The sequence below is a fragment of the Thiocapsa sp. UBA6158 genome, from assembly GCF_002423035.1.
In the GTDB taxonomy this organism is placed as follows: domain Bacteria; phylum Pseudomonadota; class Gammaproteobacteria; order Chromatiales; family Chromatiaceae; genus Thiocapsa.
In genome coordinates, this window is record NZ_DIUM01000070.1 from 14701 (window position 1) to 31906 (window position 17206).

A 17206-nucleotide genomic window follows, 5' to 3' on the forward strand; every position below is an offset into this window, starting at 1 on the left:
GCTTCAGCCCGACAAGAGCGCCGAGGCAGGGAGGCACGGCCGCGTCGGACTGAAGTTCAACCCACCCCATGTCGCACTGAGGTCCGACCCACCCGCTCAAAGCGCGTCCTCGAAGCAGGAGCCGAGCCGGTCGGGCGCATCGAGCGGACGCGCCCGGACCTCGCGGAGCCCGAGCGCGCGCACGCGTCCCTGCTCGTGTGTCGCGATCACCACCGCGGCCCCGTTCTCGACCGCCAGATCGCGCAGCAGCCCGAGCACCCGGTCCGCGAGCCGCGGATCGAGTGCCGATGAGGGTTCATCGGCCAGCACCAGAGCCGGTCCGTGGGCCAGTGCACGCCCGATCGCCACCCGCTGCTGCTGCCCGACCGAGAGCTGCGCCGGTCGCCGGTCCAGCAGCGCACCGATCTCGAGCGCCGCCAGCAGGCGTGCGATCCGCGCATCCTCGGCCGAAAACCCGAGCAGGCGGCGGTTGATGCCGATGTTTTCGCGCACGGTGAGGAAGGGCAAGAGCCCACCGGTCTGCATCACGAATCCGATCGAGCGTGCACGCATCCGCGCCAGTGCGCCCTCGGCGCGGTCGCGCCACAGCGCAGCCACATCCACCGGCGCCGCCGCATGCCAGAGAAAGTGCGCCCCCGGCAACGGCGGCACGGCGAGTCCGAGCAGCTCCAGCACCGTGCTCTTGCCGCTGCCGCTTTCGCCGGTGATCGCCAGCGTCTCGCCGCGGACGATGCTCAAGCGCGGCACACTGACCTCGAAAGACCCGCTGCCTTGGCCGTAGCGATAGCCCAGTCCGGTCGCCTCGATCAGGGGGTTAGCGGTCATCGAATCCGGAGAATCGGACAGGCTCTCCCGATCGTGCATGGTATCGACAGGCGTCATCCACGGACACATCAGGGCAGATCGCGCAACGGCACCGGATAGACCCATTCGCCCGCCGGGCTGCCCTCGGCCAGGCTCACCCAACGATCCGTGTCGGCGTTGTAGCGCTCGTAGAGCTTGATCTTGCCCTTGAGCCGGCTGACGAACTCGAACTGACGCTGCGTGCCCCAGCGCGACCAGGTGTCCTGATCCAGCGTCATGACGTCGCTCTTGTAGGGCAGGCCGTCGAGATATTCCCCGAGCAGACCAAGATCAGCGAGCTTGGTCGCCTGCGGGCTCACGGCGAGTGCCGGGTCGCGCCCGTATTGGGCAGCGATCGAGCGCAGGCTGTCGAAGAAGGCGTCGGGTTTCAACATCCCGGCATCCGCGGCATCGACGATCTGCTTGAGGATGCCGTGCAGATCGCTCAACTGATCCTTGGTGATCAGCACCCGCTCGTCGACCGTACGCACCGTGGGGTCGGCGAGATCGCTGTCGCTGATCCAGCCCTCGAAGACCGACGGTGCACGCGTGCCCTCCTCCCGGCCCAGATAGGCCAGCTGCATGGCATGACCGAGCGCTCGGGTCGCCTCGCGCAGCAAGGCGGTCTGTGCGTCGTCCGACATGGCAGGACGCACCGGCGGGGTCGCCGGGTTGGCGGTGGCCGTGGCGGCACGCGCACTGCCGACCGCGAGCTCGCCGCGGGCCGACGCCTCGATGCTCTCGATGACGGTATCGGACAGCGTTGCGACCGCCTTGCCCAACGCTGCCGCCGAGCCGTCCTGGACCGAGAAATAGAGGCTGCGCTGGATTGCCGCGTTGTTGGCCAGGGTCCGATACTGCGCCTCCGCCGCCGCGTGATTGGTCTTGCCGAGCGCGGTCTTCAGATGCAGGACCATGAGAGCGACCCCCTTCTCGGCCGCCTCGGAACGGACCTGCTCGGCATGCAGACCCGTGGTGGAGGCATCGCCTTCGAGCGCCCCGGCGTCCGTGATCAGCACGGCATAGCGTGCGCCGAAGCGATTCCAGGGGATCTCTTCCAAGGCCGTGATCACGCCGGCGTAGGGATCCTCCTCGAACCGGTCGGTCGAGACCTTCGCCTCGGTGACCTTGGATGCGCGCGTCAGGAACTCGAGCCCCGAGGAGACCTCCGCGGGGTCCACGAACATCCGCGCGACATACTCCAGTGATTTGGCCTTTGCCGGATCCGTGCTGGGCGCGCGGAAGGCGACGAGACCGAACGAGACCTTGTCGAGAAGCCCGGAGCCTTCGATCCGTTTGTAGACCTGCTCGGCGGCCGCGCGCGCCTCGTCGATGTACTGCTGCATCGAGACCGTGGAGTCGATGATGAAGACCACCGCGGCGCGGAAACTGCCGAGCTGGCTCACCGGGCCGGCGCCGTCGTCCGACGGCGGCGTGCTCGTCGCGGCCGCCGTTTCGGTAACCGAGGCCACCTTGAGGCCCCGCATCAGATGACCCGAATCGGTGAAGACCTCCTCGAAGTCCAGGATCGGCAGCAGATAGAAGCGCGAATTGATGTCGATGAAGCGATCCGGCTCGATCGCGACCACGCGCGGATCGCGCCCGCCCTCGGCGATCTTGCGGGTCAGCGGCCCGACCTCGGCGGCCGGATCGGGCAGCGCCAACAGGCCGTTCAGCGAATCCCAGGAATCATAGAACAAGGCGCGCTCGCGCGCGGCGCCCGGGTTGGTGAAGGCCAAGGCCATCTGCTGAAGCCAGGGCACCGTGTCGCCGGCCCGGAGCCAGCCACTGATCTTGCCCTTGATGTCGACCCCGACCTCAAGCCAGCGCTGCCCGCCCCGCTCGGTCTCGGCATAGACGTAGAAACGCGAGAAGGCATCGACAAGACGTCCGGCATCGTCGCCCGGTTGCTCGCTCAGCGTCGCCCCGGGGCGGGTCAGCACGCGCTGAAAGAGCGTCTTCTTCCCGTCCTGCAGCATGGGCGTGCGATCGGTCGGCGGCTCGGCATAGACCGGCGCTGCAGCCAACACCACGGCGGCCAGCAGCAGCGACACGCTCAAGCGCCTCTTCAGGTGCATTCCAGTCATCCCGGCTCCGGTCATTGCCGCGCTCCGAGAGCGCGTGACGCGACGCGGAAACATCGATGATCCGCTCCGCGTCGTCAGAGTATGCAGCATATCCAGGATCGGCCTTGATCGAAACTCCGTCCATTCTCCAGCGAGACCTTGGCCGAAGCGAGAGTCAGACCCATCGGCGCTCGGCGTCGAGACGACACCGATATGCGGACACGCGGAAGCCTCATCGGAAACGAATCCGTTCACCCGGAACAGGGATTAGAATCAGTCTTAACCGACAGCTCGGGAGCACGCGGTGACAACATCGGTTCGTATCCTGACCCTGATCTACGCCGGTCCGCCCCTCGATCGGCTGGCGCCGGATCATCCCCGGCAGCAATTCGACGCACTCTGCCGCACCGTGCGACGTCATCTACCGGGCGCAACGGCCGCCATCTTCGCCCGTCCCGAGATCGCCCTCGACGGCTCGGGTGCAGTCACCTGGACCAGCGCGCTGGCCGGACAACCGCGGCGGTTACTGGATCTGGCGGACGAGGCGCAGGCGGCAGCGCGGCGTGTCCTCGACGATCACCTGAACGCGATCTCCCGTCTCGCCGACGAGCTGTCCCGCCGCGAGCCGGATGATCCCGCGCCCGCACGGCTGCTGACCCGCGCCATCGTCTATCCGGGCGACGAGGCGGTCTATGTGATCGGCGGTGCCCCGGTCCTGATCTCCTGGGGCGGCACCGACCCCGGCCGGCCGCCGCGCGCGGCCGGTGCCCAGGATCCAGCGACCCTGCCGCTCCCGCGGCGCCGACCGGTGTGGATCGTGCCGGTCATGGGGTTGATCGCACTCGCGACGCTGGGACTCGGTCTCGCCTTGGGTGTCTGGCTCTGGCAATTGCAGGAGACCGAAGAAGGCTTGCGCGAAGATCTCGCCGTCGCACTGGCCAACCACTGCGACCCGGTCGCGCCCCTGTTGGAGATCGCGTCCCGCTTGGAGCGAATCGATCGCGAGGACGCACGCTACGCGGACATCCGCATGGCGGTCCTCACCGAGATCGGCATCTGCGAGGAGGCCGCGCTCTTCACCGAACGGCTGGCAACGGACCCGCCCTGCGATCATCTATCCGCCTTGGACGCCGAGCTTGCCTTCTACGACCTCGAGCGCGAACCCTTCCGCGCCCTGAAGGCCGACCTGGACCGGCGGATCGCGGCCTGCACGCGGGTCGATGGGCTCGCGCAACGCCTTGATGCGGTCGCGGGCGACTGCCTCGCCGTCGCCGCGTTGGACCAAGAGATCGCGACGCTCGATGAACCCAAGCGCGAGCTCGCCGCGCTGCGTCTCGGACTCGATCGCGCGCTTGCCGCCTGCCGGCTCGCCGAGACACTCGGCCCGCAGCTCGCCGAGGCGTCGGAGGACTGCACGGCACTGCGCACCCTGGCGCGCGAGACCGCCCCCGCCTTCGTCGAGCTGGACGCCGGCCGGCCACCTTTGCTCAAGGTCCGGCGCGGGCTGGACGAGGCCCTCGCACGCTGCGACCTCGCCGATCATCTTGAGGGCGAGCTGGCCCGCGCCCAGGATGATTGTCTGGCCCTCGCCGGACTCGACGAGACCCTGTCGCGTCATGGCCGGGACCGCGAGCCGTTCGCCGCCGTGGCAGAGAGGCTCGCCATTGCGCTGCGCCAATGCGCGGCCCTGAACGACTTGGAGCAAGGCTTCGCCGAGGCCAACGGCGACTGCGCCCGTCTTCGGGCACTGGCCGAGGGGCTCGATGCCTACCGAAACAACCTGCGCTTCCTCGACATCCGCACCCGTCTGGCACCCGAGCTCCAGCTGTGCAGCGAAGCCGACGCCCTGGAGGAGCAGATCGCGGCCATCGGGGGAGACTGCGCCAAGGCCCGCGCGCTGGCGGCAGGACTCGCCGAGCAAGGCGACCCGCGCTTCGCCAAGGCGCGGGGCGCACTCAAGTCGCCGATCGCCGACTGCGATCGCATCGAGCGCTACACCCGACGCCTTGCCGAGGCCGGCACGGACTGCACCCGACTCGTTGCCCTGGAACGCGACCTCAAGCGCGAGTCCGCCCCGACGTTGCGACCGGTCAGCCGAGCGCTCGACGAGCGGATCGGCCCGTGCCGCCCGCCGCCGCCCAAACCCGTCGTTGCGCAAGCGCCCCCGCAGGCACCGCCACCCGAGATCAGGACCGGCACCAAACCGACTGACACGCCCCCTGCCCCACCCCCGCCACCCCAAGGAAGCGGCTCCTTCGCCATGCGCGGCGACTGCACGGGACGCCTGACCATCGACCCGACATCCGGCTGGGACGGCGACCGCGTCCGACACATCGTGACTATCGATCCACCGGCCAGCGAGCGTGTCGCCCGGGTAACCTCCACCAACCCCGGATGCCGCAACTGCGCCCTAAGCAAGATCGGCCGCAACACCTGGCGCGGAGACCTGTTCTACGGGTGCCGTGGTCGCGGCATCGTCCAAGTGTCCTATGCCGCTTACGATGCGAGCGGTCGCATGATCTGCAGCGGGAACGGCAGCGACCTGTGTCTCGGGCGTCGTCGATAGGCGAGGATTCAGAAACGGCACGACAGAGATTTCGCTTCGGCCGGATCAGACCATCCGGTCGAAGTCACCGCACCCCGCCGAAGCGCTCGATCGCTCCAGCGGCCTCCTCGTCACCCGCGGCCGCGGCCTTCCGCAGCCACCCAAGCCCAGCCTCGTGCGTCGGCCCTGAGGTCTCGTGCTCGGCCATGAGCTGGCCGAGGCGGCGCTGGACCTCGATGTCGCCGGCTTCGGCAGCATCGCTGTAATAGACGATGGCGTAGGGGATGTCGGGGGCGGCGATGCAGTTTCCGGGGCGATGGGTGAGCGGATCGTAGCGACGCGCAAGGCGTGCCGCGAAGTTTGGATCGGCGTTGGCGGCCTCGCTGTAGAGTGCATAGGCAGCGGGGCAATCGCCGGCCTGCTCGAGCTGCTCGGCGCGCTCGAAGATGGCTGCGGGGGTCGGTCCGTCGGCAAGGAATCGGCTCGCCAGCGCGATGCCTGTGAGTGTGGGCTCGGATGTCGATGGGGGTGCCGTTTCGCCCGTTTGCGCGGATCCCGACTCGCCAATCTTGGCGGGCGGTCTGTCAGAGGTCGGCTCGACGACCCGGGGCACATCCGTATCGAGCGGCGGCGTCTCGTCGAACCAACCGAGCCACCAAGCGCCGACACTGACTCCGGCCAAGAGCAGGACGGCGGCGAGCACGAACCAGGGCCAGCGTGCAGCGGTTTCCGTTGCCGGTCGCGAATCGGCAGAACCCTCGAGGTCGAGCGAGAAGCCATCGGTCTCGGAATCAGGCTCGGCGTCGCGGGCGGACTCGGCTCCGGGTCTGCGGACACTGATGGTCTCTTCCAACGGATCCCTGGATGCCGAGCGCGGTGCCGCGGCGCCGGATCCGATCAACTCACCGCGGATCCGCAGGGTGCCGGCGTCCTCGACGCCGTCGAGCCTGGCGGCCACGCGCAACGGCGCTCCGCCGACGCCGACGATGCTGTCCACCAAGTCGGCACCCAGTGTGAGCCTGAGGCCGTCGGATAGGGGCTCCGCGGTGAAGATGGGGTGCCAGTGCGGTGTGACCTGCCACTGGCGATCGAGTCCGAGGTAGCGCCCATCGTTGCGTTGCAGGGCGAGTGAGACCGTCTCCGGACTCGGCCGTGCACCTGCGATCAGCAGCCGGGCCGAGCCCGGACCGGCCGGGTGGAGATCGATCTTCAGGGCCATCGGGGTCTACCTGTCAGCGTTTGGGGTCGGGTGCCTTGCCGGCGACCCGATCGAGAATCTGGCCGAGCCGGGCATTCTGCTCGGGCGAGATATCGCGCCCGGCGGCGTGGCCGGCGTTGGCGATGGCGAGCGCGCGAAACGCCTCGAACCAGTCGACGATGTAGAGCGCGGGGAAATTCACCGGGCTCTCGGGGAGCACGGGCATGCCGCGGGGCGGGATCGGCGGCGGCGGAGCAAAGACCGGACGCTGTTGCCCGACCAGCGAGCGCGGGCGGTCGTCGGGCGGTAGGTCGTCGCTGCCGAGGTAATCGACGAAGCGATTGATGCGCGACGCGGTGACGTAGACCTGGCGCTCGGCGAGCTGAGAGCGCATTGCTGCGGTTTGGGACTCGGCGCTGTCGATCAGTCCGATGAGGGCTTGATCGAGGCTTGATCGATCGGCGCCGGTGATCAGCTCGCCGATCAGGTCTTCGAGCGCGCCCTTCTCCAGGCCCATGTGGCGCAGCCAGTGCGGGTCCTCGGGCAGCGCCTTGAGGTGACCGACCCAGTAGCTGAGGACGGCGCGGACGAAGCGAGCGGCGTTCTCGTTGGCCGCCGCGGGGGGCGGTGCATCCGCGCCGCCCTTCGTCGACGCACGCTCCATGCTCGAGGGGTAGCCTGATGCGGCCCCGCCGAGCAGGGCATCCAGATCGATCAGGCCGCCGTCGCCGCTCGGCGCCGGAGGGCGGGCCGTATCCGGCGCCGCAGCCGAGGTCGCCGGGACCGGTTGGCCGGCCGACTCCTCGACACGTAGATAGAGCGCGCGCAGACCCTCCTTGGGCGGCTGCAGGGCACCCAAGAGGGCGGCAAAGCGATTGGGTCGCTGACGCAGCGCCCCGACCACCCGATCGGCCAGGCGGCGTTTGTTGTCGACCTCGGCCGCGCCCTCGGCGCGAAAATAGGGCCCGAAGCGGTGCCGGACGAGCTCCTCGATCCCCGCGTCGAGCTGCTCGCCGATCCGGGCGAGCTTGCCCTCGGGCGCGGCGACCCGGCCGAGATAATCGGCGAGGCGCGAGATACCGCCGTCGTTGAAGCTGAGCATGGCATCCCAGGCCATTTGCGGGTCCGCCAGATGCTTTCGGACCGTTGGATCCTCGCAGAAGGTGTGCCGCAAGAGGTCGAGACGCGTGCGCTGGCCGGGCAGGATGGCCCGCTCGCCGGTCGCGTCGGTCTCGATCACGGCGGTCGCCATACGCGGCTTGCGCACCAGGAAGAGGTTGTCGAAGGGTTTGCCGGGCGACCATTCGCGCAGCCAGTCGTAGGCGCCGAAGCGCTCCAGGAGAGCGAGCTTCATCATGCCCTCCCAGCCCTTGCGCATCAGGTCCTCGGTCTCGCTCGGGACCGGGTTGAGGCGGAAGTCGAACATGGTGAAGGCCCAGACCAGCCCGGGATCGCGGCGCGCGCGGGTGGCCGGATCCGCACCCTGCGTGGCATGGACCCAGGTCTCCAGAACCGGCCCCAGGTCTTTGACGTCGCTTTGCTTGTGCGAGGGGGCGCAGAGCACCAGGAGATTCATCTCCTGATCGTCGGTGTAGCGCTCGAAGAGGAAGGCAACCTTGCCGCGCAGCACCAGTTGGGCGACCGGGTCGACCTGATCGTCCTGGAGCTGTTTGCGCACCTCGGCCAGATTCGCGACCGCGAGACGCCCGCGATAGCCGGGGAAGTCGAGCAGATCGACCTGCTCCAGGAGCCCGGTGCGCGGCGTCTCGGCAAGCACGAAGCGCAGCTCCGTGGTCAGTGCCGCGAGCAGCGAGCGCGGCAGCGTGACCGCCGGAAGCAGGGTCCCGTCGCGACGCGGGACGATCTCGATACAGTCGGCGTCGTCGCGCCCCAGCCGCTCGAGGATGTCGACGTTCATGATGCTGTCGCCCTGGCTCAGCTCGCCGCTCGCGTCGGTGCGCACCAGCGCGGCGAGCGGAGCATAGGCCGCGTCGGCGTGGCCGGTCTCGGCGAGTCCCCGGCGCAGCGCCAGATAGGTCTCGGTCAGCTCGCGCACCTCGCCCCAAAGGACAGAGAAGAGCGCGGCACGATCCGGCGGCTCCAGATAGGGCGCGAGCGCGATCGCCGTCGGCCAATAGTCGGCCTTGAGCTGCTCGGTGGTCTTGGGAAAGCGCTTCTCGAAATACTCGAGCAGGTCGACCACATCGTCCTCGCTCACGCCGCCGGTGGGCGCGACGGTGCGGCGCGACTGCAAGGCGGCGAGGTGTCGACGCAGATGGCCGGGCGAGAGGTCGACCTCGACCTGCTCGCGGTCGAAGTCGTTGAAGAAGGCGTTGCCGAGCACCTTGGCGAGATCGACCTCGGAGAAGAGCGACAGCTCCAGCGGGTAGCCTCGCGGCGCCGTGCTCGCCCGGCGGGTGAAGCGCGTTACCAGCCCGGTCGCCTCCTTGCCGTGGCCGGGCGGGTTGACGTGCTGGATGAAGTTGAGCCGTCGGCCCTCGACCTGGGTCTCCAGCTCCCCGCTCTCCCCGGCCGCGAGTGCGGAGATCAGATAGGACTTGCCGGCCTGCGACAGACCGAAGAAGCCGACGCTGACCGAGCGCCCGGCCGCGCGTCCGAGCCGTGTGGCGAGGTTGCGCGTGCGCCTGAGCTTGTCGGTCAGGCTGTCGGACTCGCGGTCGAGCCGCGGGGAGTGACGGCGCGTCTCGGCCACCCAATCGATCGCCTCGCCGCTGCCTTCGTACAGGGCGCGGCTGCGACGGATCAGCTCGGCTGCCCGTACATCTCGAGTGTCACCCATCATCAGCGATGCTCCGCGCTCACCTGAAAATCGACCCGCTGTCGAGCCAATAACTGTCCTGATCGAACCCGATGCTGGCCAGTGTATTCAGCTTGAGGGCCACGACACCGCGACCGAAGGCGCGTCCGCCTTCCAGTTCCACGGCGGCGACTCGGAACCGTTCTGCATTCACCCCGCGCATCCGCTCGAGCCGCACCTGGAGCACGCCGCCCTGTGTGTAGAGCAGACGGCGGACCTCGTCCTCGGCGAAGTCGAGCAGATAGAGCGGCTGCGCACCCCAGCGCTCGGCGGCCAGTTGACGATAACCGATGTGCATCACCCCGGTCATGGGGATGGTGGTCTCGGGCAACTGGTACTCGGGGTCGTCGAGGTCCACGTCGCTGTAATAGACATCGCCGGCCTTGATCATGCGATTACGGTCGATCATGCCGAGATAGCGGATCGTCGAATAGGGGCGGAAGGCATTGGCCCGAAAAGAGAAATTAGGCAGACGACCCTGCCCGAGCAGACAGAGCATGGCGCCGACTGCCGCCGTGGTCTTGGGATCCGAGATGCGGCCGCGTCGATTGAACGGATACCAAGCGCCGGTGCGATAGTCGTGCATCGCGATGATTCGATCCGGCGGCAGCGGCAGGAGTGCGCGCACCAGCGCCTGAAAGCCCGGCAGACGCGACGGACGCCCGGTCAGCAGAAGCAGGTCGCAGTCGTAGAGGTGCGCGATCTCGCACAAGGAGCGCACGGCGCGGGTGACCTCGAGGCGCTCCTCCATGAACAATTGATGGGTGCGGTCGAGATCGAGCCGAACCGGGCAATCCAGCAGCGAAAAGCCGGTGACGGTCCCGCCGGTCGCGTCGCGCACGCCGCCGGCGAACCAGTCCAGGACCGCCTCGGTCGGTCCCTCCGGGCTGATCTCGGCGACCAACTCGGAAAGCACGAGTGTATGCGGCTCGCTGCCTTGGACCGGATCGAAACGCTCGTAGGCCTTGAGCACCGCGAGCCCCGCCGGGTAAAGCACTTGCAGCGCCAATTGCTGACGAAGCATTCCCTCCTGGACATCGACGGGATCCGCGCCGATGAGACGCGACAGCAGGGCGTCGGGCTCTTCGACCCCGGCAGCGGTCACCGCCTCCTTGAGGGCCGGCACCAGGGTTGCGCCGATGACCTCGAGCAGGATGTCGTCCCCGGCGACCTTGAAACCGTCGCGAAAGCGCTGCTCGGGCACGATGGTGCGATTCGCACCCGTGCGACCGCCTTCGAGCCGATAGTCGTTGATGACGAGATCCGTGGTGCCGCCGCCGATGTCCACGGTCGCGATGCGCAGGCGCGGCCCCTCCCCTGCGGTTCGTCCCCCGGTCTCGACATCGCGGACTCGGCCGGCGATGGCGAACAACTCCTCGGCACGCCCGGCGAAGGTGTTCTGGATCTCGCTGTAGAGGTAGACCGCCTGACTGCAGGTCGCCTCGTCCCAGCGCACCTCGATCCTCGGGAACGGCGGCCAGGCCAGCTCGGCGCCCGGTCCTTCGATCGGCGCGTCCTCGGGGTGCCAGCCGAACGCCTTCCAGACCAGCCCGACGGCCTGGTGCATCCGCTCGGCGAAGAGATCGCGCTCCTGCTTGGGCATGGAGGGCGGAATGGTCAGGATAAGGGTGCGCAGATGACGCGGCAGATCGGCCGTGGGCATGCGCAGACGCTGGGCCGGACTGTTGATCTGGCAGAGCGCCTGGGTCAGGACCTCGGCGAGCATGAACATCATCATGGCGCTGCGCGAGTAGTGCGGCATGAAGACCGGCATGCGGTCGGCCTCTGGCACGGTGTAGAGCGCGGTGCCGACCTCGTTGATGAGATTGCAGAAGGGTGCGGCCGTGGCCATCGGCTCGATCTCGGTGCGCACGAAGGCGCTGTTGAAGCGCCAGCCGGTGTCGAAGCGGTCTTCGTCCCAGAGATAACGCTTGGGGCTGGAGATGCCCGTGGCCCCTTCGGTCCCGCGCCGACGCCCGGCCATGCGCGCGGCCTCCGGGCCGACGCGGGCGATGGTCGGCCAGAGGAAGGCCCCGGCGCGTCCGCTCTTGTGCGCCCAATGCTCCTTGCCGAAGGTCGCCTGGGCCAGCTCGACGCGGCTCTCGAAGGGCTCGTTGTAGCGGTGCTGCGGCTGGGACAGGTCACGCAGCTCCAGCTCGTAGCGGCGTCCGAGCACGTCGCCCTCTTTGGCGTGCTGCTCGATGAGGATGCCGCAGGTGCGCGAGTTGCCGACGTCCAGCACCATGTCGACCGGCACTGCCGGCTGCACGTCGGTTGCCTTGTTGCCGAGCAGCTTGATCTCGGGGATACAGCCGGCCTCGCCGATCACCGCGAGCAGATTCAGATAATGGGCATGGTGGGCGAGACGCTCGCGCTCCGCCTCCACATCCTCGGGCGGCAGGCGCAGACGCGGGCCGGCGCGCTCGTCGAAGACCTCTTGGATCCAGCCCGCCACCCAAGGCAGTTCCGGGAACCAGCCGATCTCGTGGGCGCGGTGTGCGAAGGCGAAGGCCGCACCCGCGCCTACATCGGCCTCGGTCGGGGCCAGATAGCGCAGGTCTTCGGCATCGGCCAGCAGATTGGTGTCGATGGCGAGGGTCAGCCGATGGGTGTGATCGGTGGCGGCGGCCTCCTCCGCGGACAGGGCCAGGAGGCGCAACCGTGCCCAGGTCTCGGGGCCGGCCGCAAAGCGCCTCGGCGGGTGCAGGCGCAGCACGGGTACCGGCAGCCAGATGCCGTCGAGCAGGCGCGCCGAGTCGTCGACCGGCACGCTTAGTTGAGACTTCAGCGGAATGCCCGGACGGTCGGGCCAGTAGAGCTGATTGGTGCGCTCGTCATAGAGCAGGCGCGCGAGCGAGTGGTTGCTCTCCTGCACCACGAACTCGCCCGGCAGGGCCTTGCGCAACGCGAGGGTCAAGCCGAAGTCGAGGAACTGAACGCCGCTGTCGGCGATCAGCGTCATCTTGGTTTCGAAATTCACCAGTCTCGCGAGCATGGCCTTTGACCTGAACCGCGCTCGGCGCGGAATGCGATGTTTTTGGATAGGGTCGGCCTCGGCAGACTAGACGAGCGCTGAAGCAGGCGCGGTTTACTCATTCGCTTGCCGCGCCCTGCACGTCGAGCGAGAAGGTGCCGCCGCCGGGATAACGGCCGACGCACTCGGGTTTACCGTCCTTGCCGGGCGCACACTCGACGCTCGGCCGGCCGAAATTGGTGCCGTCGGCGCAGCGGATATCGCCGCTGCTGTCGATCACCAGACGCTCGCCCTTCACGGATGCGGAGGCGTCGCTCCGGCAGATGCTGCCGTCGTGGCGTTTGAGTCGCAATTGGCCCTGACCCTCTTGGGTGCGGTATTCCATCTGGATCGGCAGGCCGGTCTTGGGGTCCTGCAGGGAGGTGGCCGTGCGCCAGCCGCTGGTCAGGCCGCCGAGCGCCTGTGGGGTCGGACCCGACGTGGACGCTCCGGGCGCAGTGCTCGGTCCGGCTGCGCCGCCCCGAGCCGGTGCTGTACCGGGCGCGCCTTCGGCTTCGCCTAAGGTCGAGCCGGGAAGACCGGGCACCGCCGGGATTGCATCGCCCTCACCTCTCGGCGGCTCGCTGCCTTCCTCGGGCGAGACGGCGTCCGAGGTGTCCGGACCCGGAGGCGTCTCGGCAGTTCCTTCCGCGGCCGCCTGTTCCTCCTCCGGCGCCACGCCGCCATCGGCTGAGGTCGGATCGGACAGCGCAGGCTCCGCCGCGGGATCGACGATGCCGGTCTCCGCATCGGTATCGACCGCCGCCGGGTCGGTCGGCAAGGGCGCCTCGACGCTCGGGTCGATCGGGGGCGTATCGGTCAAAGGCAGCTCGGCATCCGCGCCCGCAAACTCGCCATCGATCGGCCCGGTCTCGGACGCACTCGGATCGAGCTCCTCGTCGATGGCCGGAGGTTGCCCCTCGTCACCCTCCCCTACATCCGTTCCGACCGTGTCGTCCAAGACCGATGTCCCATCTGCAAGGCTTTCGGTCTCGTCCGTCACGCTTGTCGACTCGCTCCCCGAGACCCTCGTCTCGTCCACTGCGATGTCCTCGTCCGTCACCGAGCTGGAGCTGATGTCGGTCGTTCGGTCGCTCTGAAGGCCGCGCTCGATCAGGGTGCGATCACGCAGCTGTCCGGGCTCGATCGTCACATCGCGCGGGACCGACTCGTCCCGAAGCGATGGGTCGACCAGGAGCTTATCCTCGGCGGACGGCTCCGAGACGATCGGCGCAATCTCCTCCGCAACCCAGTCCGGGACCCATTCCGGGGCCCACTCGGCGAAGGGCGCCGCGGAGTCGGGCACGCAGCCGCGCAGGAGCAAGAGAAGCAGCAGCACCAGCGCGAGCAGCAGGAGCGGTAACCAGATCCACCAGGGGAGAGCGCGGCGAGTTACCGGCTCCGGATTCGGGCTCGGGTCTTGCCGAGGCTCGTCGGCCAGATCCAGCGACCACTCGGTCGGCGGGGCGGCGAACCGTCCCAAGTTCACCAAGGGGTCGGAGCCCACCGCCTCGCGATCGCGGACAAAGCCCCAAAAGCTCACGACCGGGCGGCCGTCGACCAGATAGACGTGGTCCTCGTCCGGGAAGTTGAAGATATGGGCGAGCAGCCGGGCGAAGACCTGACGCTCGGGGTGCGGATCGGCTTGCATGGTGCGCGCAAGCTCGTTGATCCGGGCGCGGCTCTCCAACAGCTGGCTCCGAGCCGAGAGCCGCTCCTCCGGGCTCGCGGCACTCCAGGGCACGACCGGGCCGGGGCGCGGGGCGTACCAATCCAGCGTATCGCCGTCCTCGTTGCGCTGCGGGATGGCAAAGCTGTCGGCGAGATCCGGGCCGAGCCGGCGGGCCAAGGCGGCGCGCAATTGGGCCGCGGCGAGATACACCGGGTGGCCGACGGCACCGAGCGGATGATAGTCGGTCAAGGTTCCGCTACGCAGTAAAGGTCCGATCATGGTTGCTTGAGTCCTTCGCCGACGGCCTTTTCCAGTTTTTCCAGGGTGTCGCAGCGCAACAGCACCTCGTCGAGCCGGCCGCGGATCGTACTCAGCGGCTCGCGCTCGGCGTCCTCGGCGGTCAGCTCGCGATCGAGTGTGCGCAAGGCGGCACAGTCCATTTGAGCATCCACCAGCTTCTGACGATAGGTTTGGGCGCGGGCGCAGCGGGCAAGCTCGGCGTCGAGTCGCTCCCGGAGGGCCGCGAGCGGTGGCCGGGTGACATCCAGGTCCGCCGACTCGCGATCCAGCGTAAGCAACGCGGGACAACCGCCCTCCTCCGCCTCCAATGCCGCATCCAGCGCGACGACGAGCCGATCGGCCTCGGCACAGCGAGCAAGCTCACCGGCCAGTCGTTCCCGGACCGGTCGCCAAGGCGTCTCGTCCGGCGCGGCCTCGGACGCCTGCTCGGACACCGGCTTGGACTCGCGCAGACCGAGCGCCTCGCCCAGCTCGACCAGCGCCACACAGTTGCCGATCCGACGCTCCAGCTCGGCCGCCGCTTGCGTCGACCTTTCACAGAGATCCACACGCCGGTGAAGCCGCGCGACGATGCCGGCAAAGGGCTCGCGGTCGAGATCCGGTTCCGGCGTCGGCCGCTCGCCGTCCGCCCCGGCCAGACCCTGTCGAATCTCGACCAGACGCGTGCAATCCCAATCGGCGGCAATCACCTCGCGATCGAGCGACTCGGCCAAGGCACAACGGGCCTGCTCGCCCGCGATCCGCTCGCGCAGATCCGCGAATCCCTTGCCGGCGGGATCGAGTCTGTCGATCCGCAACGCAAGGGCCCCGAGCCGATCCGGCCCGGCACAGGCCGCATCCAGCGCGGCCTGCAGCTCGGCGTCGAGCGAGTCAGCCTCGCGCCGATCGAGCCAGAACCAGCCGCCGCCGGCGAAACCGGCACCGAGGATCAGCACAAGCGCAACGGCCCAACCCCATCGGTCGCGACGCCGCACAGGCGGCTCGGGCGCGGATGCCGAGGCGAGGACGGGGCCAGTCGAGCCCCCACGCCTCGGTTCCTCGACCAGCACGAACCCCCAGAGCGTGAGCACGGGCTCGTCGCCGATCACATAGACATGGGAGTCGTCCGGATACCGTGTGGCGGCGCGCAGGAGTGCGGCGATGGACTCGGAGCCCTTCACCCGCGTCGGCAGCGCATCGGCGAGCCGGCGCAAGACATCCAGCCGCTCCTCGAGCTTGGCCTTCATGGCGGCGCGACGCGCGGCCGGCAGGGACGCCAGCCGCGTCGGCTGGCCGGGAAGATCGCTGTACCAGTCGACCGTCTTGCCGTCGGCGCAGGGTACGGGCAAGGTGAAGACCGATGCAACGACGCCCGGCAGATGTCTGCGGATGAGGGTCTGAAGCTTGCGATGTAGGTCGTCGAGCCCGGCAAGCTCCTCGGTCGGCAGTCGATAACCGCCGATGTCGACCCGTGCGACCCGCAGTGATGGTACCAACCGAGTCTCCCTTGGACTGCCCTTCGCCCGCGGGGCGGGCCTGATCGGACGCGAGTCTACCGACTGCCCGCTTTGCCGAACAATGTCGCGAAAGCTCGTGCGATGGCTGCGGCAAAGCATCCCGCGTAGGTCGGATTCGCGCAGCTCAACCCGACCTACGCGGGATCGAGACCCGGTCGCGGATTGACGCGAACGACGGCCATTTCATCGGTCTCGCTGATTTCATCGGTCTCGCTGCGGACCACGGGACGCGGCACGCACCGCCGCCGAGGTCTCAAAGCTCCCGCCAACCGTGCTGACGCGCCTTGCGGCCCCAAATCCAAACATACTGCGCGCCGCTGACGAGGACGGTGGCGAAACAGGCCCAGATCATCGTGTCGATCAGACCTTCGGGAAGCGAGAACGGCCCCGCAGCCGTGATGACCATCACCACCAGCACGATCTGGAGCACCGTATTGAGCTTGCTGATCGGCAGGGGCGCGGCCTCGACCGCCTCGACACGATAGTTATAAACAACGGCCCCGGTGACGATCACCAGATCACGCAGGATCACGGCAATCACCAACCAAACCGGAACCAGCCCCTGCCAACCCAAGATCAAGAAACACCCGACCAGCAATGCCTTGTCGGCAAGTGGATCCAGGATTCCTCCCAGACGCGTACGCCAGTCGTAGCGTTTCGCCAGATAACCGTCCAAGCCGTCCGACGCACCCGCCGCGGCGAACAGGACCAAGGCCCATCCATACTCCTCGCGCAACAGCAAGTACATAACGGGCGCGACCGCGATGAGTCGCAGGACGCTGATGATGTTTGGAAGATCCCTGAGCTGCACGTACGCACTCCGGTCGCCGGGGGCACCAAACCTTGATGCCTGTCCGGTTGATGCTAGCCGGGTCCTCGGCGTCTGTCCAAGACCAATGCCCGGTCGCGGTGCACACTCGCCGTTGCGACCGACCCGCGCGGGGCGTGCAATGCGACGGAAAACCCAGGTGCGCTCAGTATAGAATAGCGGGTCAAACCCGTCCCTTGGAGCCAAAGCGTGACGCAGGATTCAGCCCCGTCCTCATCGCCATCCCTCAGTTATCGCGACGCCGGTGTCGACATCGATGCCGGCGCCAGGCTGGTCGAGCGTATCAAACCGCTCGCCGCCGCCACCTCTCGACCCGGCGTCATCACCGGCTTGGGCGGATTCGGGGCGCTCTTCGAGCTCCCGCTCGCCGATTATCGGCAGCCCGTCCTGGTCTCGGGCACGGACGGCGTGGGCACCAAGCTCAAG

At 68.3% G+C, this 17206-nt stretch carries 9 protein-coding genes and 1 pseudogene; 2 read left to right on the top strand and 8 right to left on the bottom strand.

Annotated elements, in window-relative coordinates:
* Positions 1 to 96: 96 nt before the first annotated feature.
* Positions 97 to 825 (bottom strand): ABC transporter ATP-binding protein, encoded by a 729-nt coding sequence (locus B4N44_RS10085; protein WP_296700203.1) that lies wholly within the window; start codon positions 823 to 825, stop codon positions 97 to 99.
* 68 nt (positions 826 to 893) lie between these two features.
* A complete protein-coding gene (locus B4N44_RS10090; protein ID WP_296700206.1) occupies positions 894 to 2921 on the bottom strand; it encodes a vWA domain-containing protein in 2028 nt (675 codons plus the stop codon).
* A gap of 292 nt (positions 2922 to 3213) precedes the next feature.
* On the opposite strand from B4N44_RS10090, the gene B4N44_RS10095 reads away from it, so the two are divergent.
* Entirely contained in the window at positions 3214 to 5475 is a 2262-nt protein-coding gene (locus tag B4N44_RS10095; RefSeq protein ID WP_296700208.1) for a hypothetical protein, read from the top strand.
* Positions 5476 to 5539: 64 nt separating this feature from the next.
* On the opposite strand, the gene B4N44_RS10100 is transcribed toward B4N44_RS10095, so the two are convergent.
* The 6 genes from B4N44_RS10100 to B4N44_RS10125 form a co-directional block, all read right to left on the bottom strand.
* Positions 5540 to 6673: a hypothetical protein gene (locus B4N44_RS10100; RefSeq protein ID WP_296700211.1), complete on the bottom strand. Its 1134-nt coding sequence runs from the start codon at positions 6671 to 6673 to the stop codon at positions 5540 to 5542.
* A 13-nt stretch (positions 6674 to 6686) separates the two neighbouring features.
* Complete coding sequence (locus tag B4N44_RS10105; RefSeq protein WP_296700214.1) at positions 6687 to 9455, bottom strand: putative virulence factor; 2769 nt, start codon at positions 9453 to 9455, stop codon at positions 6687 to 6689.
* Positions 9456 to 9471: 16 nt separating this feature from the next.
* Positions 9472 to 12465, bottom strand: coding sequence for a virulence factor SrfB (locus B4N44_RS10110; protein WP_296700216.1), 2994 nt, complete (start codon positions 12463 to 12465; stop codon positions 9472 to 9474).
* Positions 12466 to 12562: 97 nt separating this feature from the next.
* Positions 12563 to 14434, bottom strand: coding sequence for an SrfA family protein (locus tag B4N44_RS10115; protein WP_296700218.1), 1872 nt, complete (start codon positions 14432 to 14434; stop codon positions 12563 to 12565).
* Positions 14431 to 15930, bottom strand: coding sequence for a hypothetical protein (locus B4N44_RS10120; RefSeq protein WP_296700221.1), 1500 nt, complete (start codon positions 15928 to 15930; stop codon positions 14431 to 14433). Before B4N44_RS10120 ends, B4N44_RS10115 begins: the two co-directional genes overlap by 4 nt.
* A 274-nt stretch (positions 15931 to 16204) precedes the next feature.
* On the bottom strand, positions 16205 to 16762 hold the full coding sequence (locus B4N44_RS10125; protein ID WP_296700225.1) for a CDP-alcohol phosphatidyltransferase family protein: 558 nt from the start codon (positions 16760 to 16762) through the stop codon (positions 16205 to 16207).
* 207 nt (positions 16763 to 16969) lie between these two features.
* On the opposite strand from B4N44_RS10125, the pseudogene B4N44_RS10130 reads away from it, so the two are divergent.
* A pseudogene (locus tag B4N44_RS10130) lies at positions 16970 to 17206 on the top strand (phosphoribosylformylglycinamidine cyclo-ligase); the annotation flags it as partial.

Excerpts from the sequence above, each read along its gene's own strand:
- B4N44_RS10085 (WP_296700203.1), bottom strand. The coding sequence starts at position 825 with ATGACCGCTAACCCCCTGATCGAGGCGACCGGACTGGGCTATCGCTAC.
- B4N44_RS10090 (WP_296700206.1), bottom strand. The coding sequence starts at position 2,921 with ATGCACCTGAAGAGGCGCTTGAGCGTGTCGCTGCTGCTGGCCGCCGTG.
- B4N44_RS10100 (WP_296700211.1), bottom strand. The coding sequence starts at position 6,673 with ATGGCCCTGAAGATCGATCTCCACCCGGCCGGTCCGGGCTCGGCCCGG.
- B4N44_RS10105 (WP_296700214.1), bottom strand. The coding sequence starts at position 9,455 with ATGATGGGTGACACTCGAGATGTACGGGCAGCCGAGCTGATCCGTCGC.
- B4N44_RS10110 (WP_296700216.1), bottom strand. The coding sequence starts at position 12,465 with ATGCTCGCGAGACTGGTGAATTTCGAAACCAAGATGACGCTGATCGCC.
- B4N44_RS10115 (WP_296700218.1), bottom strand. The coding sequence starts at position 14,434 with ATGATCGGACCTTTACTGCGTAGCGGAACCTTGACCGACTATCATCCG.